This is a genomic window from Microbacterium sp. STRO-1N (genome assembly GCF_057748015.1).
The window spans coordinates 186544-212746 of record NZ_CM173234.1 but is presented as its reverse complement, the minus strand read 5'-3'; the positions used below and the strand labels follow the sequence as shown (position 1 = coordinate 212746).

Annotated in this window: 25 protein-coding genes; 4 read left to right on the top strand and 21 right to left on the bottom strand. The window is 68.2% G+C overall.

Annotated elements, in window-relative coordinates:
• Positions 1-68: 68 nt before the first annotated feature.
• The 10 genes from AC3ANJ_RS01095 to AC3ANJ_RS01050 form a co-directional block, all read right to left on the bottom strand.
• Positions 69-989 carry an ABC transporter substrate-binding protein gene (locus tag AC3ANJ_RS01095; RefSeq protein ID WP_488317830.1) on the bottom strand — a complete coding sequence of 307 codons (921 nt, stop codon included), beginning with the start codon at positions 987-989 and terminating at the stop codon, positions 69-71.
• A 29-nt stretch (positions 990-1018) separates the two neighbouring features.
• The gene (locus AC3ANJ_RS01090; RefSeq protein ID WP_488317829.1) at positions 1019-1741 is read right to left on the bottom strand and encodes an ABC transporter permease; all 723 of its coding nucleotides are present in this window, start codon (positions 1739-1741) and stop codon (positions 1019-1021) included.
• Positions 1738-2421: an ABC transporter permease gene (locus AC3ANJ_RS01085; RefSeq protein WP_488317828.1), complete on the bottom strand. Its 684-nt coding sequence runs from the start codon at positions 2419-2421 to the stop codon at positions 1738-1740. Before AC3ANJ_RS01085 ends, AC3ANJ_RS01090 begins: the two co-directional genes overlap by 4 nt.
• Entirely contained in the window at positions 2418-3239 is an 822-nt protein-coding gene (locus AC3ANJ_RS01080; RefSeq protein ID WP_488317827.1) for an ABC transporter ATP-binding protein, read from the bottom strand. The genes AC3ANJ_RS01085 and AC3ANJ_RS01080 overlap by 4 nt, the downstream gene beginning before the upstream one ends.
• Positions 3240-3270: 31 nt before the next feature.
• Positions 3271-3573, bottom strand: coding sequence for a DUF427 domain-containing protein (locus AC3ANJ_RS01075; RefSeq protein WP_488317826.1), 303 nt, complete (start codon positions 3571-3573; stop codon positions 3271-3273).
• Positions 3574-3631: 58 nt separating this feature from the next.
• The gene (locus tag AC3ANJ_RS01070) at positions 3632-5053 is read right to left on the bottom strand and encodes a dihydrolipoyl dehydrogenase family protein (RefSeq protein WP_488317825.1); all 1422 of its coding nucleotides are present in this window, start codon (positions 5051-5053) and stop codon (positions 3632-3634) included.
• Between the two features lie 93 nt (positions 5054-5146).
• Positions 5147-6160 (bottom strand): alcohol dehydrogenase catalytic domain-containing protein, encoded by a 1014-nt coding sequence (locus AC3ANJ_RS01065; protein WP_488317824.1) that lies wholly within the window; start codon positions 6158-6160, stop codon positions 5147-5149.
• Positions 6157-7557 carry an MFS transporter gene (locus tag AC3ANJ_RS01060; RefSeq protein WP_488317823.1) on the bottom strand — a complete coding sequence of 467 codons (1401 nt, stop codon included), beginning with the start codon at positions 7555-7557 and terminating at the stop codon, positions 6157-6159. Before AC3ANJ_RS01060 ends, AC3ANJ_RS01065 begins: the two co-directional genes overlap by 4 nt.
• A gap of 34 nt (positions 7558-7591) precedes the next feature.
• Entirely contained in the window at positions 7592-8515 is a 924-nt protein-coding gene (locus AC3ANJ_RS01055; RefSeq protein ID WP_488317822.1) for a cyclase family protein, read from the bottom strand.
• A gap of 26 nt (positions 8516-8541) precedes the next feature.
• A complete protein-coding gene (locus AC3ANJ_RS01050) occupies positions 8542-9507 on the bottom strand; it encodes an endonuclease/exonuclease/phosphatase family protein (RefSeq protein WP_488317821.1) in 966 nt (321 codons plus the stop codon).
• Between the two features lie 162 nt (positions 9508-9669).
• Here AC3ANJ_RS01050 and AC3ANJ_RS01045 point away from each other — a divergent pair, with 162 nt between their 5' ends.
• Complete coding sequence (locus AC3ANJ_RS01045; RefSeq protein ID WP_488317820.1) at positions 9670-11022, top strand: HNH endonuclease; 1353 nt, start codon at positions 9670-9672, stop codon at positions 11020-11022.
• 61 nt (positions 11023-11083) lie between these two features.
• Here AC3ANJ_RS01045 and AC3ANJ_RS01040 read toward each other — a convergent pair whose 3' ends face one another.
• From AC3ANJ_RS01040 to AC3ANJ_RS01015, 6 genes are all read right to left on the bottom strand, one after another.
• A complete protein-coding gene (locus AC3ANJ_RS01040; protein WP_488317819.1) occupies positions 11084-11650 on the bottom strand; it encodes a hypothetical protein in 567 nt (188 codons plus the stop codon).
• A 201-nt stretch (positions 11651-11851) separates the two neighbouring features.
• Entirely contained in the window at positions 11852-13021 is a 1170-nt protein-coding gene (locus AC3ANJ_RS01035; RefSeq protein ID WP_488317818.1) for a lactonase family protein, read from the bottom strand.
• Positions 13021-14307 carry an adenylosuccinate synthase gene (locus AC3ANJ_RS01030; RefSeq protein WP_406247689.1) on the bottom strand — a complete coding sequence of 429 codons (1287 nt, stop codon included), beginning with the start codon at positions 14305-14307 and terminating at the stop codon, positions 13021-13023. Before AC3ANJ_RS01030 ends, AC3ANJ_RS01035 begins: the two co-directional genes overlap by 1 nt.
• Before the next feature lie 101 nt (positions 14308-14408).
• Complete coding sequence (locus tag AC3ANJ_RS01025) at positions 14409-15833, bottom strand: mechanosensitive ion channel domain-containing protein (protein WP_488317817.1); 1425 nt, start codon at positions 15831-15833, stop codon at positions 14409-14411.
• 1 nt (position 15834) lies between these two features.
• Complete coding sequence (locus AC3ANJ_RS01020; RefSeq protein WP_488317816.1) at positions 15835-17988, bottom strand: adenylate/guanylate cyclase domain-containing protein; 2154 nt, start codon at positions 17986-17988, stop codon at positions 15835-15837.
• 103 nt (positions 17989-18091) lie between these two features.
• Complete coding sequence (locus tag AC3ANJ_RS01015; RefSeq protein ID WP_488317815.1) at positions 18092-18757, bottom strand: GntR family transcriptional regulator; 666 nt, start codon at positions 18755-18757, stop codon at positions 18092-18094.
• 144 nt (positions 18758-18901) lie between these two features.
• Between AC3ANJ_RS01015 and AC3ANJ_RS01010 the strand changes: the two genes are divergently transcribed.
• Positions 18902-19588, top strand: a complete 687-nt coding sequence (locus AC3ANJ_RS01010; RefSeq protein WP_488317814.1) for a Pr6Pr family membrane protein — start codon at positions 18902-18904, stop codon at positions 19586-19588.
• 12 nt (positions 19589-19600) lie between these two features.
• Here the strand turns inward: AC3ANJ_RS01010 and AC3ANJ_RS01005 are convergent, their stop codons facing one another.
• Entirely contained in the window at positions 19601-20257 is a 657-nt protein-coding gene (locus AC3ANJ_RS01005; RefSeq protein WP_376175783.1) for a response regulator transcription factor, read from the bottom strand.
• Positions 20257-21756, bottom strand: coding sequence for a sensor histidine kinase (locus AC3ANJ_RS01000; protein WP_488317813.1), 1500 nt, complete (start codon positions 21754-21756; stop codon positions 20257-20259). The genes AC3ANJ_RS01005 and AC3ANJ_RS01000 overlap by 1 nt, the downstream gene beginning before the upstream one ends.
• 145 nt (positions 21757-21901) lie before the next feature.
• On the opposite strand from AC3ANJ_RS01000, the gene AC3ANJ_RS00995 reads away from it, so the two are divergent.
• The gene (locus tag AC3ANJ_RS00995) at positions 21902-22495 is read left to right on the top strand and encodes a hypothetical protein (RefSeq protein WP_488317812.1); all 594 of its coding nucleotides are present in this window, start codon (positions 21902-21904) and stop codon (positions 22493-22495) included.
• Between the two features lie 180 nt (positions 22496-22675).
• On the opposite strand, the gene AC3ANJ_RS00990 is transcribed toward AC3ANJ_RS00995, so the two are convergent.
• The 3 genes from AC3ANJ_RS00990 to AC3ANJ_RS00980 form a co-directional block, all read right to left on the bottom strand.
• Positions 22676-23971, bottom strand: coding sequence for a HipA domain-containing protein (locus AC3ANJ_RS00990; protein WP_488317811.1), 1296 nt, complete (start codon positions 23969-23971; stop codon positions 22676-22678).
• Positions 23968-24546 (bottom strand): helix-turn-helix transcriptional regulator, encoded by a 579-nt coding sequence (locus AC3ANJ_RS00985; RefSeq protein WP_488317810.1) that lies wholly within the window; start codon positions 24544-24546, stop codon positions 23968-23970. The genes AC3ANJ_RS00990 and AC3ANJ_RS00985 overlap by 4 nt, the downstream gene beginning before the upstream one ends.
• Positions 24547-24698: 152 nt before the next feature.
• Positions 24699-24890, bottom strand: a complete 192-nt coding sequence (locus AC3ANJ_RS00980; RefSeq protein WP_488317809.1) for a hypothetical protein — start codon at positions 24888-24890, stop codon at positions 24699-24701.
• 273 nt (positions 24891-25163) lie between these two features.
• Between AC3ANJ_RS00980 and AC3ANJ_RS00975 the strand changes: the two genes are divergently transcribed.
• Positions 25164-26201 carry an AAA family ATPase gene (locus AC3ANJ_RS00975; RefSeq protein ID WP_488319326.1) on the top strand — a complete coding sequence of 346 codons (1038 nt, stop codon included), beginning with the start codon at positions 25164-25166 and terminating at the stop codon, positions 26199-26201.
• The last annotated feature ends 2 nt before the right edge of the window (positions 26202-26203 follow it).

Sequence of the window (26203 nt, the reverse complement as noted above, 5' to 3'; positions counted from 1 at the left end):
ACCCTCGCGAACGCGATGATGCCCCGGGAGCCATCTGGCTCCCGGGGCATCATCGATTCAGGATCGGGTCAGATCAGACCGGCATCCTCGAGCCACTGCGTCGCGATGTCGTCGGGCGACATCTGATCCTCGGTGCTCTGCACACCGAGGGCGACGAGGTCGTCCGCACCGAGCTCGGCACTGACGGCGTTGATGACGTCGGCGATCTCGTCGGCGACGTCCGACGATGCGATCGGGACCACGTTCGACGCGAGGATCAGGTTCTCCGGGTCCTCCAGTGCGACGATCTCCTCGGTCTGGAACGCCGGAGCGGCCGTGTAGATGTCGGCCACCTGGATCTCACCGGCCAGCAGCGATTCGAGCGTCGTCTCGCCGGTTGCCGAGAACTGCAGGTCGACGCCGTAGACCTCCTTGGCGCCCGCCGGTCCGTACGGCCGCTGCTCCAGCTCGGGAGCACCGCCGAGCGTCACGGGCGTGGTGACCTTCGCGAGGTCCGCGATGGTGGCGAGGCCGTTCGCCTCGGCGAACTCCTTCGTGACGGTGTAGGTGTCCTGGTCGCTGGCCTCGGCGTAGTCCAGAGCGGTGAGCTCCTCGGGGAGCGCCTCCTGCAGAGCGGTGTACACGTCCTCTGGGCTCGTCGCGGTCGCCTCCGGGTCGTAGAACTCGAGCAGGTTGCCGGTGTACTCCGGGAAGAGGTCGACGGCGCCGGACTCGATCTCGGGGATGTACGCGTCGCGCTGACCGATGTTGAACTTCTTCTCGACCGTGAAGCCCTCGGCTTCGAGCGCCTGGGCGTAGATCTCGGCGACGATCTCGTTCGAGTAGTACGCCTGCGAGCCGACGACGATCGTGTCGCCGCCATCGCCGGAACCTTCGCCGGCCGGTTCTTCTTCGAGCGGGTTGCTGTTCGAGCATCCGGCCAGGACGAGCGACGCGGCGAGCGCCGCGGCGCCGACGAGCGCGATGCGAGACTTTCGTGCGGTGAACATGGTGTTGTTCCTCTCTTGGTGGTCTGGATTCAGGCGGTGGCGGATGCCGTGGCGCGCGCCCGGCCGCCGACCCGACGGAACTGCTGGACACGGATGCCGGTGGGCACCGCGGCGTGCTGTGCGAGCGCCATCAGCAGGTCGGCGATGAGAGCGAGGAGGGCGACCAGGATCGCGCCGCCGAGCACCTGATCGAATCGCTGCAGCGGGATGCCCTGGATGATGGGCCAGCCGAGTCCGCCGAGGTTGACGTACGCGGCGATCGTGACCGTGGCGATGACCTGCAGCAGTGCGGCACGGATGCCGCCGACGAGCAAGGGCAGCCCGAGCGGCAACTCGACCCTCCAGAACACCTGCCAACCGGTCATCCCGACAGCCCGCGCCGCGTCGATCGTGCGCCGGTCGATCGCCTCGAGACCGGTGTAGGCGCCGGCGAGCAGCGACGGGATCGCGAGGATCACGAACGTGATGATCGCCGCCTCCGGAACGCGCAGCACCCCGAGCAGCAGGACGAGCAGGATCATCAGACCGAACGACGGGATCGCGCGCGCGGCGCCCGAGATCGCGACGGCGATCTCACGTCCGCGACCCGTGTGGCCGATGATCCAGCCGGCGGGGACGGCGATCGCTGCCGCGATGAGCACGGAGACGATCGTGTAATACAGGTGCTGGCCGAGCAGGATCGGCAGGGCGTACGGCCCCTCCAGCCGCTCCGGGGAGAACAGCCAGGCCAGCGCATCCGTGAACAGGTTCATGCGGCGGACCTCATCGGCATGATGACGCGACGCGTCGTGGTCGCTGCGGTCGCACGCGTCCAGGGCATCATCATCCGGCCGAGCAGCACCAGGAGCAGATCGATGACGAGCGCGATCAGCACCACGGCCAGGATGCCGGCGAATACCTCGGCGATGATACGGCGCTGCAGCCCGTTGGTGAACAGGTACCCGAGGTTCTCGACGCCGATCAGGATCCCGACCGTGGCGAGCGAGATCGTGCTGACGGCGGTGACGCGGAGCCCCGCCAGGATGACGGGGCCGGCGAGCGGGATGTCGACCGTCCAGAACCGGCGCGCGCCGCCGAAGCCCACCGCGGTGGCCGATTGGCGGACGGCCGGATCGACCGAGTCGAGGCCGTCGGCGACCGAGCGCACCAGGATCGCGACCGCGTAGATCGTCAGAGCGATGATGAGGTTGGGCGGGCTGGTCGCCGAGTAGCCGAGGGAAGCAGGCAACAGGATCAGCAGCGCCAGCGAAGGGATCGTGTACAGCAGGCCGGTGAGCACGATGATCGGCCCGCGGACGAGCCGGTATCGCCACGCGACCCACCCCAGCGGCAGCGACAGCACGAGACCGAGCACGATCGGGATGATGCTCTGCCGCAGATGCTCGACGCTCAGCGCGAGGATGAGATCGAGGTTGTCGAGGACCCAGGTCATATGCCGTCCTCGACGAGCGCGCCCTGGGTCCGCCCCTCCGAGTCGACGACGACCGTGCCGTGGGGCGTCTTCTTGAGGCGCAGCGCACGGCGCCCCCGCTCGGCGCCGATGAAGGCGGCCACGAAGTCGTCGGCCGGGTCCTCGATGATCTCGCTGGGCGTTCCGACCTGCACGATCCGCGCACCCTTGTCGAGGATCACCACCTGGTCGCCGAGCAGGAACGCCTCGTCGATGTCGTGCGTGACGAACACGACGGTCTTGTCGAGTTCCACCTGCAGGCGGATCAGCTCCTGCTGGAGGTCGGCGCGCACGATGGGGTCGACCGCGCCGAACGGCTCGTCCATGAGCAGAATGTTGGGGTCGGCCGCGAGTCCGCGCGCGACACCGACGCGCTGCTGCTGCCCGCCGGAGAGCTGGCTCGGGTACCGATCGGCCAGCGCGCGATCGAGCCCGACGGTGTCGAGCAGCGCGAGCGCCCGCTCACGAGCAGGCTTCTTCGCGACGCCGGTCAGCCGCAGGACGGTGGCGACGTTGTCGACGACGGTGAAGTGCGGCATCAGGCCGGAGTTCTGCATGACGTAGCCGATGCGACGCCGCAGTGCCACCGGGTCGCCGTCGAGAACACTGTCCCCGTCGATCTCGACATCACCGGAGGTCGGCTCGACCATCCGGTTGATCATGCGCAGCAGCGTCGTCTTGCCGCATCCCGATGATCCGACGAACACCGTCGTCTTGCGGGAGGGGAGGACGAGACTGAAATCCTCGACGGCGAGTGTGCCGTCGGGGAAGCGCTTGGACACGGAACGGAACTCGATCATGCGGTGATGTCTCCGGTCGTTCGGGGAGTGGCTAGGGTACGACCTCGACGTCAGGTGCGAAAGCGACGTAACCGGAGAAATCCCGCCCCACCCGATCGAACGCCGACGGGTACGGGTGCGGGTACGCCCAGGCGCGGTCCGCGTGGACGTCGCCGCCGGCGCGCACCGAGTAGTACTGGCACTCGCCCTTCCACGGGCAGGTGTACGGCGTCGGGCTCTCGACGAGGACGTCGGGGGCGATGGATGCCGGCGGGAAGTACCAGTTGCCTTCGATGCGGATCAGGTCGCCTTCATCGGCCTCGGCGATCGTGGTTCCTGCGAGTACAGCTTTCATTTCTGCCCTCCTTCGGATCAGGTTCTGAGCGTAGGGGAAACCGCCGACATCCGGCAGGTCACGCCGACCGGCGGCCGTACTCCTCGAGCAGGCGGAGCCAGATCTCGCTGACGGTCGGATAGGCCGGGACCGCGTGCCACAGCCGTGAGATCGGGACCTCGCCGGCGATCGCGATCGTCGCCGCGTGGAGCAGTTCGGCGACGTCGGGACCGGTGAACGTGACTCCGAGGATCACGTCGCGCTCGGCATCCACCACCATGCGAGCCTGCCCGCGGTAGTCGTCCTGGTACAGGCTCGCGCCCGCGACCCAGCCGAGGTCGTAGTCGACGACCTCGGTCTCGAAGCCGGCGTCGCGTGCGGCCGCGGCGGTCAGACCGACGGCGGCGACCTCCGGGTCGGAGAAGACCACCTGCGGCACCGCACGGTGGTCGGCGGTCGCGACATGACGCCCCCAGGCGTCGTCCCGGATGTCCTCGCCCTGTGCACGGGCGGCGATGACGTCGCCGGCCGCTCTGGCCTGGTACTTGCCCTGGTGCGTGAGCAGCACGCGTCCATTCACGTCGCCGACCGCGTACAGCCAGTCGTTCCCAGGGACGCGCAGCGTGTCGTCGACGTCGATGTAGCGGCCGGCTTCGAGACCGACGCTCTCGAGGCCGATGTCACCGCTGCGGGGCCGGCGCCCTGTGGCGACGAGGACCTCGTCCGCCACGACCGTCGATCCGTCGCCGAGCGTGATCGTGACGCCGTCCTCGTCGCGGTCGACGCGGCTCGTCGCCGTGTTCGTGCGCACGTCGACGCCCAGCCCGCGGAGGCCTGCTGCGACCTGCTCCCCGGCGAACGGCTCGAGGGAGCCGAGGATCTCGCCGCGCGCGATCACGGTCACCCGAGACCCGAGCGATGCGTAGGCAGTCGCCATCTCGACCGCCACGACGCCGCCGCCGATGACGGCGAGCGAGACCGGCACCTCCTGCGCGCTGGTCGCCTCGCGGCTCGTCCACGGCTTCGCCTCCGCGAGGCCGGGGATGCCGGGGATCACCGCATCCGTGCCGGTGCTGATGGCCACGGCGTGCCGAGCGCGCAGCACCCGCGTCGCACCGTCGGAGCCGGTCACGGTGACCTCGCGCTCGCCCGAGAGCCGGCCGTGGCCGCGTGCGAGGTCGATGCCGGTCTTGTCGAGCCAGGCGACCTGCCCGGCATCGGACCAGTCGCTCGTGAAGGAGTTGCGGCGGGCGAGAACTGCCGCGGCATCCAACGTCCCCGTGACGGCCTCGGCCGCGCCGGCGACGCGCTGAGCGGCGCGCAACGCCTGACCGGAGCGCAGCAGCGCCTTCGACGGCATGCACGCCCAGTACGAGCATTCACCGCCGACGAGTTCGCTCTCGACGATGACGGCGGTGAGCCCGCCCTGCACCGCTCGGTCCGCCACGTTCTCGCCGACGGGACCCGCCCCGATCACGATGAGGTCGTACTCGTCTGTCATGTGCTGCACCTTCCCCAGTCTTGTCGAAGTGCAACGCCGAGTCACGGGGTTTGTTCCGGAAGTCCTCGAACCGTAAGGATCGGTGCATCAGGGCTACGGCACCAGCACGACCTTTCCCCGCTGCCGCCGCTGTTCGATCGCCGCATGCGCGGCCGAAGCGTCGGCAAGGGGATACTCGTCCACCGGAGGCGACGTGCGCCCTTCGGCGGTCGCGGCGAGGGCCCGCGACTCGAGCGCGCGAAGATCCGCGATCGGCCGACCCAGCGGTACCGTCACGGTCAGTGAGCGGGCCACGATGTCATCGGTGTCGAGGCGCACGACCGCGCCGCTCGACCACCCGAAGATCACGACGCGCGCTCCGCGCGCGAGATTCTCGACCACCGCACGCGCTGTCATGCCGCCGACGCCGTCGAGCAGGATCGATGGAGCATCGCCATCGAGGGCTGCGGCCATGCGCGTCGGCCACGACGCGTCCGTCGCGTCCAGCGCGATCAAGCGCCCGGAATGCGCCCCGTCGGCACGAGCGAGCTGCTCTACGACGGTGCGCTTGCTCTCACCGCCGTAGAGCGCGACCGTGGTCGCCCCGATCGAGAGCGCCAACTGGACGAGCTGGCTGCCGAGGCCTCCCGATGCACCGGGGATGACGACGATGTCGGAGGCCACCATCCCCGCGGCATCCAGCACCAACTGCGCCGTCCGACCGGTGCCGATGGAGGCGACGGCCTGCGAGAACGTGACGCCGTCCGGGACGGCATGCAGCGCTGCGGCTGTGACCAGCGCGTACTCGGCGTAGCCGCCGCTTCGGAAACCGACGTGCGCGACGACTCTCGTTCCGACCAGGGTCGCGTCGACATCCGGCCCGACCGCGTCGACCGTTCCGGCGATCTCTCGACCAGGCGTCATGGGCAGCAGGGTCTCGGGCATCGAGGCCGGGCCCTCGCCGCGACGCAGGTCGGTATCGACAGCGTGCACGCCGGCGGACGCGACGCGCACCCGAACCTCTCCGTCGCCCGGCTCCGGCCGCGGGACGTTCTCGAGGACGAGCACGTCAGGAGCGCCGAGCTCGCGCTGAACGATCGCGCGCATCGCTCCCTGCCCTGCGCTCATGCCGTCACCTCCTCGGATGCCGGGATCTCACCGGTCGCCGGTCTGACCCGGGGAGCCAGCACGGCGGCTGCGACCGCGAGCCCGCCTGCGAGAGCGAAGACCGCGGTGAACGGGTCGACGACGGCGGCGACGGACGTGAACAGAGTTCCCGTGATCGCGAGCGCGAGGGCGCTTCCGAACGAGTCGGCGACCGTCATCGCAGAGCTGTTGAAGCCCTGCGTCTTCGGTGTCGACATCGCCAGTGTCAGTGCGCTGGTCCTCGGGCTCATCAGGCCCATCCCGAGTCCTGCGACGACCCAGGCGACGGCGATCATGACGGGGGTGAGCTCCAGGGCTGCAGTCGCCAGCACGAGTGCGATGCCGATGAGCACGAAGACCGTACCGGCACGGATCGCCGTCACACTCGACAGGCGTGCGCCCCAGCGTCCCTGCACCGTGGCTGCGGCAGACCAGGCCAGCGCGCCACCGGTGAGGGCGAGCCCCGCGAGCGTCGGCGTGAGGGCGTACCGGTCGGTCAGGAGGTACGGCAGGTAGACCTGCGCCCCGAAGAACGCCGCAGCGGCGATCCCGCGGACCAGGATCACGGACGGCAGACCACGGCGTGCTCGCAGAGTGCCACGGGGGACGAGCGGGCGCACCGCGATCAGGGCGACGACCGCGGCGGCCACCGCGAGCGCCGGTCCGGCTCCGGGGATGTCGCCGAGCAGGTTCAGGCCCAGCACGGCAAGAGCGGCGAGCACCGACCAGCCGAGACGTCCGATCGCCCACGGCGTGGTGGGGTCGCCACCGCTGGTCAGCCCGCGCAGCGCCGGGACCACCATCAGCAGGGCGATCAGGACGAGCACGACGACTCCGAGGAAGACCCACGGCCAGCCCCAGAGCTCGGCCACGAGGCCGGCGATGGTCGGTCCGATGAGAGACGGGATGACCCAGGCCGCCGCGAATCCGGCGAAGATCGCAGGGTGGAGCGCCTGCGGGTACACCCGTGCGACGACGACGTAGAGCGCCACCATCAGCGCTCCGCTGCCGAGTCCCTGCGCGAAGCGCCCGGCGACGAGGATCTCCATGGTCGGCGCGAGACCGGCGATGAGCAGGCCGACGACGAAGACGGTCACGGCAGTGTACAGCGGTGCCACCGGCCCTCGGCGATCCGACCAGTTGCCGGCGATCACCATGCCGATGACGCCGGTCGCCAGCGGTCCGGCGAACGCGAGCGCGTACAGGCGCTCCCCGTCGAGATCGGCGCTGACGGCGGGCATCACGGTCGTGACCGCCAGGGATTCGAAGGCTCCGAGGAAGACGAGCGCGCACGCGCCGATCGTGATCCACAGGTAGGTGCCGCTCAGGATGCCCGGCGAGGCGGTGGCCGTCGGCGTCGCGTCTGTTCTCGATGTCATGATGAGGACGCTAAGACCTCAACATAACTTGAGGTCAAGCCGCGGGCACTTTCGCGAAGGCTCGCACCGGGAATGTCCCGAAGTTCTCGACCTTCGGCGGCACCACGGTGATGACCGCACCGCTCGGCGGCAGCTCCCCGAGATTCGTCATGTGCTCGACCACATGGATGCCGGATGCCAGGAACACCGAGTGCGCAGGACGCTCGCCCGCGGCATCCGCCGACATGTCGTCGATGTTCACCGCGTCGATGCCGACGAGCGTCACGCCCTGGTCCACCAGGTACGTCACGCCATCCTCGGTCAGGAACGGGGATTCGGGCGCGTACTCGTCGGTTCCGAAGTACTGATCCCGGCCGGTGTGCAGCAGCACCGCCTTGCCGCGGACGTCGCGATCGTAGAAGACGGACGCCGGGATGCCGCGAGTCCGCGCGTCGTCGAGGTGGAACACCTCGGCCGGCAGATCGACCAGGGTCTCCAGCGCGAGGTCGGCGAGATCGGCACCGCCCTCGTAGCGGTGGAACGCGGTGTCGAGGTACGTGCCCGTATTGCCCGGCAGCGAGATCGTGTCCATCACGAACGTCGTCCCTGGGGCGTATCTGCCCTCAGCATCCTTCCGTGTGACGAGCGGAGTGATCTCGGGCGCGGGGATGCCCGGCAGGGTCACGAGCCCTTCCCGGATCGTGTGGCTGAGGTCGACGAGACGGAAGCCGGTGGGCGCGCTCTCGCTCGTCGTGGAGGGGATGCCGCGGCTGCCGCGATGCTGCTCCTCGACGATCTGCAGGTCGCTCAACCGGACCTCGCCGACGAGTGCGAGTCCGAGGTGCTGGACGAGCAGGCGCGCGATTTCGGCCTCGGCGATACCGGGACCGGGGAGGTCGAGACGGAACGCCTCCGCAGTCAGGCCGCCGCCGTTGACGAAGGAGATCCGGGCGTCGAACACCGCGCGATAGTCGTTCACGTCGCCACGCTAGCAGCGGGGTCGGATCAGAACTCCACGGTGGTCAGCGTCGCCAGATGGTCGCTCGCTCCGGCAGGGAGCGTCGTCGATGAGGTGACGCTCATTCCGCGCTGGAAGACATGGTCGATCCGCACGAGAGGGAATGCCGCGGGCCAGGTCATCCCGAGGCTCGGGTCGGTCGGTCGCACCTGATCGGCAGTGTCCCGCAATGAAGCCAGCGCGGGGTCGGTGCTCGCCGCATTGAAGTCGCCCAGGACGATCATCCGCTCGGCGTCGTCGGCGCGCATCTCGTCGGAGAGCGCGGCCAGCATGGTGTCGCGTGCCGATTGCTCGCCCGGACGCAGGGATGCCGCGTGCACGACGTAGATGCGCACATCGCCGCCCGGCGCCTGCATGGTGGCGCGCAGCGCGCGTTTCCATCCGAGACCGAGATCCAACGGCTCGGCCTCGACGATCGGATAGACGCTCCAGAGCGAGACGGTGCCCACATGGTACGAGTGCGGGTGGGTCGGATCGAGCACTGCTGCGGCCGCACCGCGACTGGCGGCAGCCATCTCGACGAGCGCGATGACGTCGGCACCGGTGGCGGTGAGGTCGGTGGCCGAGTCACCCACGGCATCCGACTCGGCGCGGACGTTCTGACTCGCCACTGTGAAAGAGGTATCCGCGGCGGATGGGGACGTCGCGGGTGCGGGCAGCGCGGGCGCCATCGCGACAAGCCAGAGTGCGACGACGGCCAGCGGAATCACGAGCGCCCTCCGCGCGAAGATCAGGGCGGTGAACAGCACCGCCCCGAGCGGAATGCACACCCAGGGCAGCGATGCCGCCACGAGCGCGCCCATCTGACCGGGCATCCATCCGAGCCCGACCCACACGGCCAGCAGTGCGCTCACGGCCACGAGCGCGCGGGCGCGGCGTACGGATGCCGTGCGTGTACGAGCTTCCGGCTGGCGCGGCGCCGGGGCGCCGGAAGGCAGGAGGGTGTGGGTCATCGGGTTCTCGCTCGGGATGGCGGCGCGGCGCACCGCCTCTCTGGAACGGTAGCCGAGCTTCCTGGCGATCCGCCGCGATCATGGTGGGTTCACACCGTCAGTTTCGAATATTTCTTTCGAACGTCTCTTCCCTTTTGGATGCTGTCGCGGTAGTCTCGAGGCATGTCGACGGCGACGCATCTGGATGCTCTGCACGAGGCGGTTACCCGCCTCGATGGGGTGTGGGCGGATGCGGGGGATGCGACGGATCTGGATCGGGCGGGCCTGGTCGCGGCGAACGCGGCCCTCGGAACCCTGCACCGGTTGGTGGACGGGTTGGAGGCCGAGGTCGCGGCGCGGATCGCGTATGAGTCCCGACCGGAACTCGGTGCCGAGTCGCTGGCGAAGGAGCAGGGGTTCCGCACCGCGGGACAGTTCGTCGCGACCGTGACCGGACGCTCGTCGGGGGAGGCTTCGCGGTTGGTGAGGGTGGGGGAGGCGATCACGCCGCGCAGTGATCTGCTGGGGGCCAGGTTGCCGGCGAAGTACCCGGCCGTGCAGGCCGCCCTGGCCTGTGGGCGGATCGGCGCCCCGGTGGCCGGGTTGATCATCGGGCTGCTGGACCGGGTGCGGGTGAAGATCTCCGCGGAACGGGTGACCGAAGCGGAGACCCTGCTCGCCGAGAAAGCAGCCGGGTTGTCGTTGGACGAGGTCCGCAAACTCCTCACCCACGCCGAAGCACACCTGGACCCGGACGGCGTGTTGCCGCGGGAGGAGGCCGCACGGGCGCAGAACCGGCTGGTCATGTTCGAACGCGACGGACGGTTCCACATCGACGCCGACGTCGATGTCGCCACCGGCGCCCCGATCAAGACCGCGATCGAAGGGCATGTCACCGCGGTCCTCAACGCCCGCGCGAACGCCCTCGACCCCGACGCCCCCGACACCGACCGGCGCACGGTCGGACAGCTGCAGGCGGATGCTCTCGCCGACCTCGCCGCCCACGCGCTCGGCTGCGACACCAACGCCCCCGCCCTGGCCGGGGCGACCGTGATCGTCCGGGTCGGACTCGACGACCTCACCACCGGGACCGGACACGCGACCATCGACGGCATCGACCAGCCCATCAGCATCGGGACCGCCCGGCGGATGGCCGCATCCGGGAGCGTCATCCCCTACGTCCTCGGGACGGACAGTGAGATCCTCGACTGGGGCAGGGAGAAACGGTTCTTCACCCGGGCGCAACGCCTCGCCCTGGTACTCCGAGACGGCGGATGCGCCGGCTGCACCCTCCCACCCTCGATGACCCGCGCCCACCACATCGACTGGTGGCAACGCGACCAAGGACGCACCGACCTCAACCGCGGGGTCCTGCTCTGCGACACCTGCCACCACCGCGTCCACGACAACGGATGGGAAATCAGAATCGAAGGCACCGGCGTCAGCGCGAAAGTCTGGTTCATCCCACCACCCTCAGTCGACCCCACCCGCACCCCACGCCTCGGCGGCACCCACCGCTACAACCTCGCCGCCTGACACCGACGACGCCCAGACGAGAGATTCACACGCTCATCGATCGCGTTGGTTGCTGCCGCGCTCAGACGAGTTCGTCGTCTATTCGGTCAGCGATGCCACCGATGTCAGCGAGGCATGTCGCGACGTCCTGGTCCGAGAGCTCGATCCGGTCGCCCCAATAGGAGCCATCGAGGGAGTGGGCGAGATGGTTGCGCCGACGAACTACCTCAGTGACAAGGCCGGTGGCCTCAGAAGCCGAGGTCAGGCTTGCGACCTTTGCACGGAATGACGGTCGCCCTGGAAGCGTAGCCAATTCAGTCACCAGAAGCTCGAGCGCAGCGGATGCCGCAAGCACCGCCGTTGCGCCGTTCAAAGTGAGCGCGTCATGCGTGAGGCCGACCTCCTCACTTCTGTATGACTCGCTTTCCGCCCGCCACTCCTCCAGATCGATCAGCTCCCCCGTCACGTCATCGAGAAACGTTCCTGTGGGAAGGCGCGCATCCGTCAGCGCCTGCTGCATCACTCGCAATGCTCCGCGAGCCGCGATGTAGCCGAGAATGACCGAACCGAAGCGCGTCGCGAACATCATGACCTCGATTCGGCCAGACGACGTGGGGGCGCCCATACAGGCTTCGAATGCGACGTCCACGGAGGCATATTCCGGAACTGAGCGCGCCAAACCCTCAAACGTCCCCCACATGCATGTCAGTGTACGGACGGCCCTCGCGGGTCCAGCAGCTCAGCGAGCGGACGTTACAGGACCGTCCTCCACACCTTTCGACATCTGAACTCAGCTGCACGCGAGCGCACGCGCGGAACACCGTCAGCCAGAACAGACCGAGAGCTCGGGTCAGCGCACCGGCAGGATGTGGGTGGGCGCCGGAGCCTGCGCGGTGTGCCGGATGCCGAGAGGAACGCCGGTGCGCTCATCGAGATCGAGCAGCGAGACCGTGTCGGACCGCTGCCCCGCGACGAGCAGCTTGCCCTCGAACACGAGGTGATGACGCGGCCAGTCGACACCGGAGTCTGCCAGTGCGATGGACTCGAGTCGGTCCCCTGAGCCGTGCACGCGGAGCGCCGCGATCGTGTTGCTTCCGCGCAGCGCGGTGTAGAGCACGTGACCGTCACGGCTACGGGCGAGTTCGGCGGGGAAGTCGGTGCCCACCTCGGCGATCGGACTCGCGAGCGTCGCGGAAACGACGGCCCACGTTCCGTCCGGACCCGCCGCGAGCGTGAACACCTCGCACGAGTACTCAGTGACGACATGCAGGTGACCGCTCGGGTGCACGACCATGTGCCGCGGACCCGTGCCTTGCGGCAGCACGACTTCGTGATCGAGCGCGAGCCCCGCCGCCGTCGGGCGCCAGAACCGCACGAGGTCGAACCCGAGATCCGTCGTGGCCACGCGCCCATCCGGCAGGAAGGCGGCGGCATGAGCGTGCGACACCCGCGGCTCGGCGCCGACCCGGGTGCCGTACGGATCGGATGCCGCAGCGCCCACGCCCGCCCTGGTTGCCGACGCGCCGGATGTCGGAACGTTCGCCGCGTCGCGGCCGACATGTGGCGTGTCGGCCCCCGATCCGGCATCGGAATCCTCGCCGAACAGCGCCGCCCGCACCGCCGCTGCCTTGTCCTCGGCATCCGGGACCGGCCGGCCCTCGGCATCCAGACCGATGCGCACGACCTTGCCGTCGCCGTAGCAGGATGCGACGAGGGACTTCCCGCTCGGCGCGACCGCGAGATGACAGACGTTCTCGCCGACCGGAACGCGATCGCCCAGCGGCGCGAGGGTCGCCTCGCCGGTGCGGGCGAAGGCCTGCACCGCGGCATCCCCTTCCAGCGCCGCGTAGACGACGTCGAGCCGGGGATGCTCGGCCAGCCACGACGGCGACGGTGCGGCCGCGACCGCGCCCCGATACGCGAGCGTCGTCGCCGACTGCGCGTCGCCCGCGAGCAGACCGATGCCGTCCGCCGACCCGTCCATGCCGGCGCCGTAGCCACCGAGCCAGAACCGCGTCATCAGTCGAGCAGGTCGTGGCGCACGATGATCTCGTCACGAGCGGGGCCGACCCCGATGACCGAGATGCGCGTGTTGCTCATCTTCTCCAGCGCGAGCACGTAGTCCTGCGCGTTCTGAGGGAGATCCTCGAAACTGCGCGCCTTCGAGATATCCTCGGACCACCCCGGGAAGTACTCCAGAATCGGCTTCGCGTGGTGGAAGTCGGTCTGGTTCACCGGAACATCCTCGAAGCGGACGCCGTCGACGTCGTACGCCACGCACACCGGGATCTGCTCGAGACCGGTGAGGATGTCGAGCTTGGTGAGCACGAGGTCGGTGATGCCGTTGATGCGCGTCGCGTAGCGAGTGATGGGCGCGTCGTACCAGCCGACGCGGCGCGGACGGCCGGTGGTCGTGCCGAACTCGAAGCCCTGCTTGCGCAGCCACTCGCCCTGCTCGTCGAACAGCTCGGTCGGGAACGGACCGGAGCCGACGCGCGTCGTGTACGCCTTGACGATGCCGACGATGCGGTCGAGCGCGCCGGGGCCGACACCGGAGCCGGTCGAGGCGCCGCCGGCGGTGGCGGACGACGAGGTGACGAAGGGATACGTGCCGTGGTCGACGTCGAGCATGGTGGCCTGGCCGCCCTCGAACACGACGACCTCGCCGCGGCCGAGCGCCTGGTCGATGAGGTGGCCGGTATCGGCGACCATCGGCCGCAGCCGCTCGGCGTACGACAGCAGGTCGTCGACGATCTCGTCGGCGGTGATCGCGCGGCGGTTGAAGATCTTCACCAGCAGGTGGTTCTTCTGATCCAGCGCACCCTCGACCTTCTGACGCAGGATGTTCTCGTCGAACAGGTCCTGCACGCGGATGCCGACGCGGTTGATCTTGTCGGCGTACGCCGGACCGATGCCACGGCCTGTGGTGCCGATCTGACGCTTGCCGAGGAAGCGCTCGGTGACCTTGTCGAGCGTGCGGTGGTACTGCGTGATGATGTGCGCATTCGCGCTGACGCGCAGCCGCGAGACGTCGATGCCACGCGCCGACAGCGCCTCGAGTTCACTGAAGAGCACTTCGAGGTCGATCACGACGCCGTTGCCGATGACCGGGTTCACACCGGGAGACAGGATGCCGGAGGGCAGCAGGTGCAGCGCGTACTTCTCGTCGCCGACGACGACCGTGTGCCCGGCGTTGTTGCCGCCATTGAACTTCACGACCCAGTCGGTGCGCTCACCGAGAAGGTCGGTGGCCTTCCCCTTGCCTTCATCGCCCCACTGGACGCCGACGATAACGATTCCTGGCATGGGTGAACCCCCTTGCTTTCGCCGGGTTTGCACCGGCCGATGAGCTGGCCCGCTTCGGGCGGCTCCATCCTATCGAAGGGGGATGGACACCCTCGATGAGGTCAGCGATCGGAGATGGTCCGGCGTGAGATGCCGAGCTCTGCAAGCCGATCCTCCGCCAGGCGGCGTTTCAACTCGAGCGATTCGCCGATCTCCATGGCCAGCCGCGGACGGGACCGGATCAGTTCGTCCACCGCACCCAAAGGCACCACGACCACGGTCAGGATCTCGGATGCCACCGTCACGGCCTGCGACCTCTGACGCGTGAGCGCCGTGTGCCCGATGATCTCGCCCGGTTCGGCCGTCCCGAAATCGACGCGGGCGCCGTCGACCTCGATCGAGAGCGCAGCCCGACCGGACACGACGACGGAGACGCGTTCGGGGATCACGCCGGACGGCAGGACGACTTCGCCGACGCCGAACCTCTCGAGGTGGGCCGTTGCGGCGAACCCTTCAACGTCCTCGTCCCGCAGGTGCAGCGTCGGAGCGATCTTCCCGATCGCCTCGCGCAGCAGCGCGGGCTCGGAGAGCGGATCCGTGGAGTCCCCGTCCAGCGCGAACCCGCGACGCCGCGACGCGTACCAGAGCCACGACAGATACATCGAGAGCGTGTTCGCGGCATCCGCGGGCCCCGCCAGCGGGATCGACACGCTGTACGCACCACCGCCGCTGTAACCCACCCCGGCGCGCTCCCCCTTGATCCGCATGGGGAGGGCGTCAGCCACCTCGAGCAGCAGCGCCATGACCTCATGCGGCGGGTCGTCTGTTGAGAACTTGACTTCGGTCGTGGCCGAGTAGGGCCCCTCCGGCTCACTCAGGTTCGTGAACGACGCACCGGAAAGGCTCGAGTTCGGCACGATCTGGATGCCGGAGCCGGTGTCGATGTGCACGGCACGCCAGTTCACCTCGACGACCCGCCCGCGGACCCCGGCGGCATCCAGCCAATCACCGATCTTGAACGGCTGCTCGAACAGCAGGAGCAGTCCAGAGATCACCCCGCCGACGGCGTTCTGCAGTGCGAGCCCGATCACGATCGACGTCACGCCGAGTGCGGTGATGAGGCCGCCCACATCGGCATCCCACACCCAGGAGAAGAGCAGAGCCAGACCGATCACGACCAGCGCGAGACGCGCGATCTCGACGAAGATCGTCGGGATCCGATCCCGCCACGAGCCGGGTTCCGCATTGGCGAAAAGCGCGACGTTGAACGACGACAGCACGAGCAGGATCACGAGGAATCCGAAGACCGTGGCCACGACCCTGACCCACACCTGATCCGCCGGCGACTGCAGAGCGAATCCCAGCAGCGCGAAAAGCGCCCCGATGGGGATGACCCAGTTGCGCAGCAGTCTGAGCGGACCGGCGATCGGGTTGTCCTTGCGGGTGAATGCGCCGATGAGCTCGGTGAGCACGACCAGGACGACCGGGACGCCGATGGCGATGCCGATCACCCACCAGGCCCACCCGTCCTGGAACGCGTCGGCCATCTCAAGCCACCTTCCACACGGTCTCGGTCCGGCCCTGCACCTCGACGGTCCCCGCTTCGGTGTACGCGAACATCTCCTGCGTGCGATCACGCACGGTCTGGCTGACGTAGATGCCCGGTTCACCGGTGACCGAGCGCACCCGATACGCGAGGTTCACGGCGTCGCCCCACAGGTCGTATGCCAGGTTCGTGCGCGCCACCAGACCACTGGTCACGGTTCCGGTGTCGACGCCCGCCCTGATCGCGATCGAGCTGTTGTTCTGGGCGTTGAACCGGGCGGCCGCGTCCCGTAGACCGCGGGCGAACTCCACACTGCGGCGGACGTTGTCGACGCGCGGGACGGCGAGACCAGATGACGCGAGATATCCACCTCGAAGGGTGCGCACCTTCTCGACCCCGGCCTTCTCGGCAGCCTCGTCGAATCCTCGCATCAGGGTGTTCAGGTAGCCGATCTCCTCCTCCGCGGAAAGCTCGCGCGCGAAGTCGTCGAATCCGACCAGCTCGGCGAACACGACGGACACGTTCTCGTGCGCCTCGGTGATCGCTTCGTCCCCCTGGCGGTACTTGGCGGCTGCGCTCTCCGGCATGAGCGTGAGCAGCAGCTTCTCGTTCTCCTTCTGCTGCTCATCGATGAGGTCCTGCTTGATCCGCAGGCTCGAGGCCATGTCGTTGAAGGCGCTGCCGAGATCTCCGAACTCGTCGCGAGACCCCTGTGGCACCTGAACATCCAGGTCCCCTTCCGCCACGCGATGCACGGCTCCGACCAACCGGTGGATCGGGCGCGTGAACACCTGCGCGAAGGCCAGCGAGAGCACCGACACCGCGAGGATGATGCCGAGGAGCGAGAGCAGCACGTTGCGCGTGAAGTCTGTGACAGGTGCGAAAGCCTCGGCCGAGTCGATGCGGGCGACGATCACCCAATCCAGGCCTTCGATCTCCAATGGCGCATAGGCTGTCACGCTGTCCACGCCGAGATATCCGTCGCCCGTCGTGGTCCCCGACTTGCCGGCCTGCGCCTGCGCGACCGCGAACGTGTTGATCGGCTGGAGCAGAACGGTGCCGCCGACGTCGACGATCCGTTCGGCCACCGACGGAGGCGTGCCGCCGTTGACGGCGTGCTGGGCGTACGAGTCCGGGTCCTCGATCAGTCGACGTGAGGTGCTGCGCATCAGATCGTCGAGACCGACGAGATAGACCTCTCCGGTGTCGCCGAGGCCTTGGCTCTTCCACTGCTCCGAACCGGTTGTGACGTCGTTGATCGTGTCGATGGAGAGTTGGAACGCAATCGCGCCGGTGATGCGCTCGTCGTTGCCGACGGGCGAGACGACCCAGATCGACGGAACGTTCAACGATGGGATCCATCGCTCGAAGTCGGTCATGGCAATGGCGTCCACGGAATTGGTGGCGATCGCGTCCGTGTACGCCTGCGACAGCTGCGACTCCCGATACGGACCGGTGAGCAGATTGGTGCCGAGATCGACCCCCTTGTACGCACTGAACACGACATCGCCGTCGAGATTCAGCAGCAAGGCGTCCTCGTACCCCAACCTGTCGACCAGACGCGTGAAGTAATCGCCGTATCGTTCGGTCGCCGCGGAATACGCCGATCCATCGCCGGCGTCGTTCATCCTGAGCAGCTTGTCGTAGTCGGTGTCGAAATCCTGGTTGGTCGTCGAATAGTGGATCTGCGCGTACTGCCCTGCGACGGTCTCGGGGATGAAGGCGGAATCGCCGTACTCTTCGCCTGTGCGCGCTTCGAGTTCGGGGATGAACATGTCGGTGTAGTAACTCTCCAGCTGCGACCGCTGCTCCGGAGCGATCACCTGCTGCTCGAGCTCTTCGTACCCGGCGTTGATCGCGGTCGACATGTTCTGCGCACTGAGATTGCGAGAGTTCAGCGAAGCCTGTTCGCGCACGTCGTCCACGGCTTCGACGACTTCCGCCGAGCGCATCGAGCGGATCGTGATGAGCTGGTCGATCGCCGCGTCGTGCAGCGACTGGCGACCGTTGATGAACCCGATCGCGCCCACCACGATCGACGACAGCAGGCTCACACTGAGCAGCATGATCAGCAGCTTCGACTGGATGCTGAGACCTCCGCGGGGTCGCCGTCGCCGCTTCTTCGTACTCTCGACCGCGTCCAGCCCGTCGCTCATGCGCCCTCCCTCGCCGTGCGTCGCTGCCCCTCGGGCACGACTCTAGCGATATACCGCTCGCGCGCGGAACCCCTGACGATGGATCGCCCTGCGCCGGAACGCCCTAGATCACGAGCGGGTCGTGCAGGCCGCGAAGCCACCGCTCGGCGGCGTCCGCATCGCGCGCGAGCATCGCCTCGCGCAGACCCCGATAGGCCACGGCGCGCGCCGCGAGCGGCGGCTGGTCCAGCCGAGCACGACGGACGTTGCGCTCGAGCAGCGGAGCCGCATCGGACATGACCCGCGTGAGAACAGCGTTCCCCGAGTGCCGCGACACGTACGCGATGAAGGCCCGCGCCGCGCGCATGAGCTCTCCGACATCGTCGCGATCGGCAGCGTCGATCATGCCGTCGAGACGCGAGACCGCCTCGGTGAGCTCGGTCTCATCCATGCGGCGGACAGCGAGCTGCAACGCGAGACCGGCCTGCAGCGCGGTGTATTCGAGCGATCCGGCAGCCAGCTCTTCGGACACCCCGGTCACCCGGGTGTACCGGCTCGGCGACACCTCGACCAGCCCGATCCAGGCGAGGCGCTGCAACGCCTCGCGCACCGGCGTGCGAGAGATGCCCAGCGTTTCGGCGATCTCCTTGTCGCTCAGTCGATCGCCGGGCTCCAGCTGCTCCTCCACGATCGCGTCGCGGAGCACCTCGTAGACACGATCGCCGAGCGAGTGCGCGACGTTCACGTTCAGGCGCAGCCGTTCTTCCAGCTGCGCATCATGCATCCCCATGTTCTCGGCCTTTCTCCCGCCGCGAACCCCCCAGTCCTCCACAACCCTACGCGCGCTCGATGTAAGCAGCCTGATGCTCTCATCCTGAATCAGCGATATATCCGCCGATGGCGATAGCCGCTACGCTGACGCGCGGAGGAACACATGAACTGGTGGGCATACGTCCGACTTGCCGCCGCCGTCCTCGGCGCGGCTGCCATCACCCGGCAGGCGTGGCTCGTGATCAGCAATGCGCTCGCCTCCGACACGGAGTGGGGCTCGCACCTGCCGACCGTGGTGACGAACTTCTTCAGCTACTTCACGATCCTCTCGAACCTCGTGGCCGTCGTGGCGCTGGCCATCGGCGGGATCTGGATGCTGCGCAACCGGCGCACCTCCGACGCCGAGCCGGCGTGGCTCGCGACGCTTCTCGTGTGCGCGAGTTCGTACATGATCGTCACCGGCATCGTCTACAACATCCTGCTGCGCAACATCGCTCTCGCCGGCCTCTCGGACGTGTGGACCAACGAGACGCTGCACGTGGCGATCCCCGTGGTGATGCTGCTCGACGTGCTGTTCGCCCCTCGGCGGCGCGCTCTGCCGTGGTCGGTGCTGTGGATCGTCGCCGCGTTCCCGATCGTGTGGGCCGCGTACACGCTCATCCGGGCGGAGTTCATCACGGCGCCCCTCACCGGATACTCGTGGTGGTACCCGTACCCGTTCCTCAATCCGCACGAGGTGCCGGCCGGATACATCGGTGTGGCCGGCTACGTCCTGGGCATCGCGGTCGTCATCGTCGCCGTCGGCGCGTTCGTGGTGTGGATCGGTCGGCGCCGCGGCATCCGATCCTGACGCGGACGGACCTCACGGCATCCGATACCCCATGCCGCGGACGGTCTCGATGCGCTCGGCACCGAGCTTGCCACGCAGATGCCCGATGTAGACATCGACGACGTTGGATCCTGGGTCGAAGTCGTATCCCCAGATGCGGCTGAGCAGCACCTCGCGGCTCAGCACCTGGCCCGGATGCCGCACGAACTCCTCCGCGAGGGCGAACTCCCGCGCGGTGAGGTCGATCTCGACCCCGTCGACTCGTGCCCGGCGGGCGGACAGGTCGATCACCAGGTCGCCGTGCACGAGCTCGTTGATCGTCGGCGTCCTGGTCTGCCGCATGCGCAGCCGGATGCGAGCGAGGAGTTCCTCGAAGCGGAACGGCTTCGCGATGTAGTCGTCCGCCCCGCCCTCGAGACCCGCGACGGTGTCGCGCAGTTCGATGCGCACGGTGAGCATGATGATGGGCAGTTGCGAACCCGTCCCGCGGAGCTGCTCGAGCACCTCGAAGCCGGTCATCTCCGGCATGTTGACATCGAGGACGAGAAGATCGAACTCGTCGGTCAGCGCGAGCTCGAGCGCCTGCCTGCCGTTGTTCGCGACGCGGGTGGCGAAGCCGGCTGCTCGCAGCCCCTTCTCGAGGAATCCAGCGATACGCGGTTCGTCATCGGCGATGAGGATGGAGGGCATCACTCGCCTCCTGTCGATCGCGCCTGCGGATCCAGCGTATCGGCGTCGTCGGCACCGGATGCCGCGGACGGTGAGATCGGGATGCTGAGCGTGAACAGGGCACCGCCGCCCTCGGCATCCTCGGCCAGCGCCTCGCCGCCGTGCTGCTCGGCGATGAGCTGGACGATGCTGAGTCCGAGACCGCTGCCGTCAGGGCCGCGCCCGCCGTCCTGAAGTCGTTGGAAGCGCTCGAAGATGCGCTGCTTGTCCTCATCCGGGATACCGGGGCCGTGGTCCCTGACACGCAGCAGCAGCCGACCGCCCGCGAGCTCGGAGGACAGTTCCACCGCGCCTCCGCCGTGCGTCGCGGCGTTCTGGATGAGTTGCAGCATGGCCTGCGTGACGCGGGCCGCGTCGATCTCGGCATCCCCTTCGGCGACATCGCCGAGCACGACGTCCGTGTCGGCGATCATCGTCGCCTTCTGCGCGATCGTGCGCAGCAGCGTTCCGGCCGGAACGTGCGCGCGTCGCAGTCCTTCGTCGTCGAGCAGGACGGCGACATCGACGAGATCGCCGACGAGCCGCCCCATGCGCTCGACCTCGTCGACGGCGAGCAGCCGGGTGTGCTCGACGTCGATGGGGTCCTTCGCGTCCATCACGTCGAGGTAGCCGTGCACGATCGTGAGCGGCGTCTTCAGCTCGTGGCCCACGTCGCCGAGCAGCCGCCGCTGCGCGGCCATCGCCTCATCGATGCGGTCGAGCATCCCGTTCATGGTCCGGGCGAGGCCCGAGACGTCGTCTCGACCGCGCAACGGGAGGCGCTCGTCGAGCGAGAGGGCGGAGACGCGCTCCGCCATCTCGCGCATCTCGCGCAGCGGCCGAAGCAGCCGCGTGGAGACGAACCACGACACGGCCGCGATCACGGCCAGCGCGCCGATCGCGGTGATCAGATAGGCGCGGGCCGAGAGCTCGAGACCGCCGAACTCCAGATCGAGGTCGTAGACCGTGACGAACAGCGCCGCGGTGTCCGGATCCGACGAGACCTCGACGGGCGCCGCGAGGTAGGACCAGTCCTTCCCGTTCTCCCGGTAGGTGCCCGCGACGACGTCGCCACCGGCGGTCTCGTCGGCCACGCGGCGGACGAAATCCGCGTCCGCACTCGGGTCGACGTCGCGCCCGACGCCGGGGACGAGCGCGACCTCGCCGTCGATCAGCCCCATCGCGCCGCTCGTCTCGCCAGGCACGAGCACTCGCATGATGCTCGCGAGTGCGTCGGTCGCGTCGGTCCATCCGCCATCAGGGGGCGTGCCGACGATCAGACGAGTGGATTCCAGATCCGCGCGGAGCTGATCCTGAACGCTCTCGGTGATGCGATAGCGCTCAACGGCGTAGACGGCCATGCCGACCGCGAGCATCCCGAGCGCTGCGACGAGGGTGATCACGATCGTCAACCGCGCCCGCACCGAGAACCCGGCCGCGTCGGAACGCGCGTCGGGTGCGGTCGGCTCGCGCACAGGCATGGGAACCATTGTCGGGGATCCGGATGCCGGAACCCATGCCTGTGGATCTAAAAGAGCTTTCATCTTCCTTTACCCCGCCGCTTAGATCCGTCGTTCATCCTTGTATGCGGGACGCAGCGCTTTCGCGCGGCCTGGGGAGGAAACGATGAACAGGAAGACCCTGGTGACGGTCGCCGTCGCCGGTGCGCTCGGCCTGGTCGCCGTGACCGCTCCGGCTGTGGCATCCGCGTTCGGCGCGTCCGACCGGGACTCGACCAGCGTCGTCGTCCCCGGCGGCATCGTGACCGACGTCGTCTCGACCGACGAACCGCTGGTCGATCGGAGCACCGCGATCCGCACGGCCGTTCCGACGCCGGCGGCCTCCGCCGTTCCGGTTCCGCCTCCGGTCGCACCGCCGCCCGCCGAAGAAGAGCGGGACGAGGAACTGGAGGCGTACGACGCCCCGGCACCCGTCGTCGTTTCACCGGTGACTCCCCCGAACGGCCTACCCGACAGCGACGACCGCGATCGTGACGACCGCGGTCGGAACGACGACGGTCCGACAGCCGTGAATCCCGAGCCGCACCACCCGTCCGACACAGCGGGATCCGATTCGGATGGCGACCGGCGTGAGGAGGACGCCCGCGGCGACGACCGCCGTGAGGACGACCGCGGGCATCGCGATGATGACCGTCGGGACCATGACCATCGCCACGGCGATGATGACGACCGTCGCGATGACGACGGGTGGAGCCGCTGACCCAGGTTCCCCACAAGCTCGGCGGCCGACGTTCCCCCTCCCCAATGCGCGAATCCCCCGTTCGCGTGAACGTCGGCCGCCGGATCTCTTCTCGCTGCCCCGGCATTTGTGGGTCGGGGACACCGCCACGTGCACAACCGCACTCCCGCCTGCGACGCTGGCGTCACAGTTGTGGCCCGGTCAGGTGAGGGCGTCGATGACTCTGCGGGTCTGCGTGTAAGTGGCGTGCGGGTAGAGCGTGACGGCGGGGAGCTCGTTCAGGCGATCAGGGATGGATTCCGTGACGACGGCGACGGCAGGCTGGAGGCCTGCGGCGAGCTGGAGGGCGAACTCCCGCAGGTACCCTTCGGTAAGCCCTGCGTCGGCTTCGAGGCGTCGGATGCTGTCGGCGTTGAAGGTACCGAGGGTGTTGGCGCCGTCGACGGTGAAGGCGAGCTCGACGTTGTCGAAGACGGCAGGATCGTGGGCGAGGATTTGCTCTCGTGGCTTGAACGGGAGCGAGCTGTTGAGGTCGTAGAAGGGGGCGAGCACGCTACGACCGGGCACATGGGTGAGGGAGTAGTTCTTGGAGTGGCCGTCGTTGTGACCGATGATCCAGGAGAAGACGTGCAGCTTCGCGAACCGTTCTTTGGCGGTCTTGGCGTCGGCGGCGCTGAGGTTGCGGTCGAAGATGGTGAAGATGTCACGGTAGCCGGGGCCGCCGTCGGACTCGTATTTCTGAACGTGGGACGTCCCGGTAGCTTGCGCGAGGTCTTCCTGGTGGAGTCGGCCGATGGCGCCGTTGTCGTCGAAGCGGTCGAAACGTTCCACAATGAGGACGTGCTCACCGTCGAACTCGGCGATCACGGATGCGGCTGCGTTGATCCCGAGCAGGCGCGCGACCTGTAGCGTGATGTGCTCGGTGACGTCGGAGCCGGGCAGGGGCTGCATGCCCGGATTGAAGATGTGTGTCGACGGCTGCCGCCCAGACGGCTCGAACCACTGATCGTCGCGAAGAGTGAGCGCGAACTTCCCCTGAGCGCCGCCAAGCGAGAACCCTTCTTCGACGGCGCGGTGCTGCAGCCAGTCGGAGTCGTCTCGACGGATCTGCCGGATCCGGTCACCGATCTCCTTCTCTGTGAGCGGCGTCAGGTTCTCCTCCTGCCTGGGTGATGTGCCGGTGGGGTAGAACTCGAGCGCGCCGGCGACATCGGCGCCGTAGACGGAGAGCAGGTCGAAGGTGCTGTCGCTGGTCAGCTTCGCTTCCCGCGCCCAGCGTGAGCGGACGTCAGCGCGGTCGGGCATGAGATTGTCGAGGAACCGCTTGGTTGCTTCATTCCCGAACGGGGTCGTGACGACGGGGAGTGTCACGGAGATGGGGACGGGGCTGTCCGACTCGACGTACTCGGGCAGGTAGCGCAGTTGCAGGTTTTCGCCTCGCCGGACGATCGTGGCGACGTGAGCGTCGTAGAGGTACACGTTGAGGGCGCGGATCATTCGACACCCCCCGCGGCATCCGGGTCAGCATCCGCTCGGGCCTCCGCGGTGGCCCGAGGGCCGGCTTCCCCCGCTCGCGGCGGATTGATGAGAACGGAGCCGGGGATGGTGAGACGCTCGGTGAGCCCGCGGGAGGCTTCACGGATGGAGGCGAGTGCCGCGGGGTCGAGGTTGACCTCGATCTGCGTGAGGAGGCCGGAGGTGTCGATCTTGGGCAGGAGCGAGGGGTCGATCTGGGGGAACGAGCCAAGGACCTGCTTGTTGAGCGCTTCGAGCGTGCCCGAGCCGATCAGCGGTGTGATGCGCTGGGCGAGTGCGTCGGCCGCGGCCTGGGCAGCGCCGCTCATGGCGACAGCAGCGGTGCGGCCGTCAGTGGTGGCGTCCAGGTGGATGCCGAGACGGTCGAGGATGAGCAGCACCGTGTCGAAGGAGGTACCACCGTTGCCACGTTCGAGTCGGGCGAGAGACTGACGAGTGATGCCGACCTCGTCGGCGACGTCCTGTTGGGTGAGGTTCCGTTGAGCGCGCGCGTTCTTGACCAGACGCGCGAGGTCTGATGCCGTCTGTAGTTTCACGTCGACCACCCCATCCGTGTTCGAAAAATGGCACCACAAGCTGTTGTTAGAAGAAACAACCACCCGACTGATGTGAGGTAAAGAGGACATCTTGCCGATGTGTGAAAAAAGTAACACGTCCCGGCGGGACAGGATACAGGCACCCCCGAGGGTCAGTCCTTCAGTGAACGGATCGCCGCGATCAGGATGCCGAAGGCGATCACGGGCAGCCCGACCGTGGCGGAGCGGAAGTTGCCGTTGAGCGTCGGAACGACCACGCACGTCGCGACCCCGATGACGAAGATCGCGATGATCGTCACACGCCAGAGCCGGTCGCTGCGAGTGGGGGTCGGTGTCGTGGTCATCTGTTCGCTCTCTCGATCGGATCGGTGCCGTCGACGCGTGAGCGCAGCGGCGCGTCCACTCTAGAGACGCACCCGCCCCGCTGTCTGTCGGCCTTTCGGGGGACGGCAACCCGCGCGGGTTACGCTGTTTCCCGGGGGTGGCATTGACGTGTCTCCCCCGGTGCGAGCGAGGAGACCGAGATGAACCAGCCCTACCCCGCGTCGAACGGCGGCCCGGCGGTCCCTCCGCCTCCGCCGGCACCCGCGCCGCCGATCAGCAGCGTCCCCACCACGATGAGCGCGCCGGCACCGGCCACCACCACCACCTCCACCGCGGCATCCGGTCCGCAGACGACGGATGCCGAGCTCGCCCGCGCGACCGAGATCCTCCGGATCATCACTGACGCGTACTCGGCCAAGATGGTCGGCCAGGAGAGACTGCGGCTGAGCCTGCTGATCTCGCTCATCGCCGGCGGTCACATCCTGCTCGAGAGCGTGCCGGGCCTTGCGAAGACCACCGCGGCCAGCACCCTCGCCGACACGGTTCGAGCGCAGTTCAAGCGCATCCAGTGCACGCCTGACCTCCTCCCCAGCGACATCACCGGCAATCAGATCTACGACGCCGCGACAGGATCGTTCCGCACCGTGCTCGGTCCGGTGCACGCGAACTTCGTGCTGCTCGACGAGATCAACCGCTCCAGCGCCAAGACGCAGTCGGCCATGCTCGAGGCGATGCAGGAGCATCAGACCACCATCGGCGGCGAGGTGCACCACCTGCCGAGGCCGTTCCTCGTCATCGCGACGCAGAACCCGATCGAGCAGGAGGGCACCTACGAGCTCCCCGAGGCGCAGATGGACCGCTTCCTCCTCAAGGAGATCGTCGAGTACCCCAGCCCCGCCGAGGAGTTCGAGATCCTCAACCGCATCGACTCCGGCGTGCTCGACCCCGACCGCCACGTCGGCAGCGCGGTCTCCCTCGCCGACATCGAGCAGCTGCAGGACATCGCGAGCCGCGTGTACGTGGATGCGTCGATCCGCAACTACATCGTCCAGCTCGCGTACGTCACACGGAACCCGGCGCCGTACATCGGCGAGGAGCGCGCCCGCCTCATCAAGTACGGCGCGAGCCCCCGCGCCTCGATCGCTTTCCTGCAGGCGTCCAGGGCCCTCGCCCTCCTCATGGGGCGCACGCACGTCGTCCCAGAGGACATCCGCACGCTCCGCCACCTCGTCCTGCGCCATCGCGTGCTGCTGACGTTCGAAGCGGATGCCGAGGGCGTGCGCAGCGAGGACATCATCGACCAGATCTTCGCCGCGGTGCCGACCCCGTAGTC

Excerpts from the sequence above, each read along its gene's own strand:
- AC3ANJ_RS01080 (WP_488317827.1), bottom strand. The coding sequence starts at position 3,239 with ATGATCGAGTTCCGTTCCGTGTCCAAGCGCTTCCCCGACGGCACACTC.
- AC3ANJ_RS01045 (WP_488317820.1), top strand. The coding sequence starts at position 9,670 with ATGTCGACGGCGACGCATCTGGATGCTCTGCACGAGGCGGTTACCCGC.
- AC3ANJ_RS01025 (WP_488317817.1), bottom strand. The coding sequence starts at position 15,833 with ATGGCCGACGCGTTCCAGGACGGGTGGGCCTGGTGGGTGATCGGCATC.
- AC3ANJ_RS01065 (WP_488317824.1), bottom strand. The coding sequence starts at position 6,160 with ATGAGCGCAGGGCAGGGAGCGATGCGCGCGATCGTTCAGCGCGAGCTC.
- AC3ANJ_RS01010 (WP_488317814.1), top strand. The coding sequence starts at position 18,902 with ATGAACTGGTGGGCATACGTCCGACTTGCCGCCGCCGTCCTCGGCGCG.
- AC3ANJ_RS01030 (WP_406247689.1), bottom strand. The coding sequence starts at position 14,307 with ATGCCAGGAATCGTTATCGTCGGCGTCCAGTGGGGCGATGAAGGCAAG.
- AC3ANJ_RS01000 (WP_488317813.1), bottom strand. The coding sequence starts at position 21,756 with ATGCCTGTGCGCGAGCCGACCGCACCCGACGCGCGTTCCGACGCGGCC.
- AC3ANJ_RS00980 (WP_488317809.1), bottom strand. The coding sequence starts at position 24,890 with ATGACCACGACACCGACCCCCACTCGCAGCGACCGGCTCTGGCGTGTG.
- AC3ANJ_RS01070 (WP_488317825.1), bottom strand. The coding sequence starts at position 5,053 with ATGACAGACGAGTACGACCTCATCGTGATCGGGGCGGGTCCCGTCGGC.
- AC3ANJ_RS00990 (WP_488317811.1), bottom strand. The coding sequence starts at position 23,971 with ATGATCCGCGCCCTCAACGTGTACCTCTACGACGCTCACGTCGCCACG.
- AC3ANJ_RS00975 (WP_488319326.1), top strand. The coding sequence starts at position 25,164 with ATGAGCGCGCCGGCACCGGCCACCACCACCACCTCCACCGCGGCATCC.
- AC3ANJ_RS01095 (WP_488317830.1), bottom strand. The coding sequence starts at position 989 with ATGTTCACCGCACGAAAGTCTCGCATCGCGCTCGTCGGCGCCGCGGCG.
- AC3ANJ_RS01005 (WP_376175783.1), bottom strand. The coding sequence starts at position 20,257 with ATGCCCTCCATCCTCATCGCCGATGACGAACCGCGTATCGCTGGATTC.
- AC3ANJ_RS01060 (WP_488317823.1), bottom strand. The coding sequence starts at position 7,557 with ATGACATCGAGAACAGACGCGACGCCGACGGCCACCGCCTCGCCGGGC.
- AC3ANJ_RS01090 (WP_488317829.1), bottom strand. The coding sequence starts at position 1,741 with ATGAACCTGTTCACGGATGCGCTGGCCTGGCTGTTCTCCCCGGAGCGG.
- AC3ANJ_RS01035 (WP_488317818.1), bottom strand. The coding sequence starts at position 13,021 with ATGACGCGGTTCTGGCTCGGTGGCTACGGCGCCGGCATGGACGGGTCG.
- AC3ANJ_RS01015 (WP_488317815.1), bottom strand. The coding sequence starts at position 18,757 with ATGGGGATGCATGATGCGCAGCTGGAAGAACGGCTGCGCCTGAACGTG.
- AC3ANJ_RS01050 (WP_488317821.1), bottom strand. The coding sequence starts at position 9,507 with ATGACCCACACCCTCCTGCCTTCCGGCGCCCCGGCGCCGCGCCAGCCG.
- AC3ANJ_RS00995 (WP_488317812.1), top strand. The coding sequence starts at position 21,902 with ATGAACAGGAAGACCCTGGTGACGGTCGCCGTCGCCGGTGCGCTCGGC.
- AC3ANJ_RS01020 (WP_488317816.1), bottom strand. The coding sequence starts at position 17,988 with ATGAGCGACGGGCTGGACGCGGTCGAGAGTACGAAGAAGCGGCGACGG.
- AC3ANJ_RS01085 (WP_488317828.1), bottom strand. The coding sequence starts at position 2,421 with ATGACCTGGGTCCTCGACAACCTCGATCTCATCCTCGCGCTGAGCGTC.
- AC3ANJ_RS01075 (WP_488317826.1), bottom strand. The coding sequence starts at position 3,573 with ATGAAAGCTGTACTCGCAGGAACCACGATCGCCGAGGCCGATGAAGGC.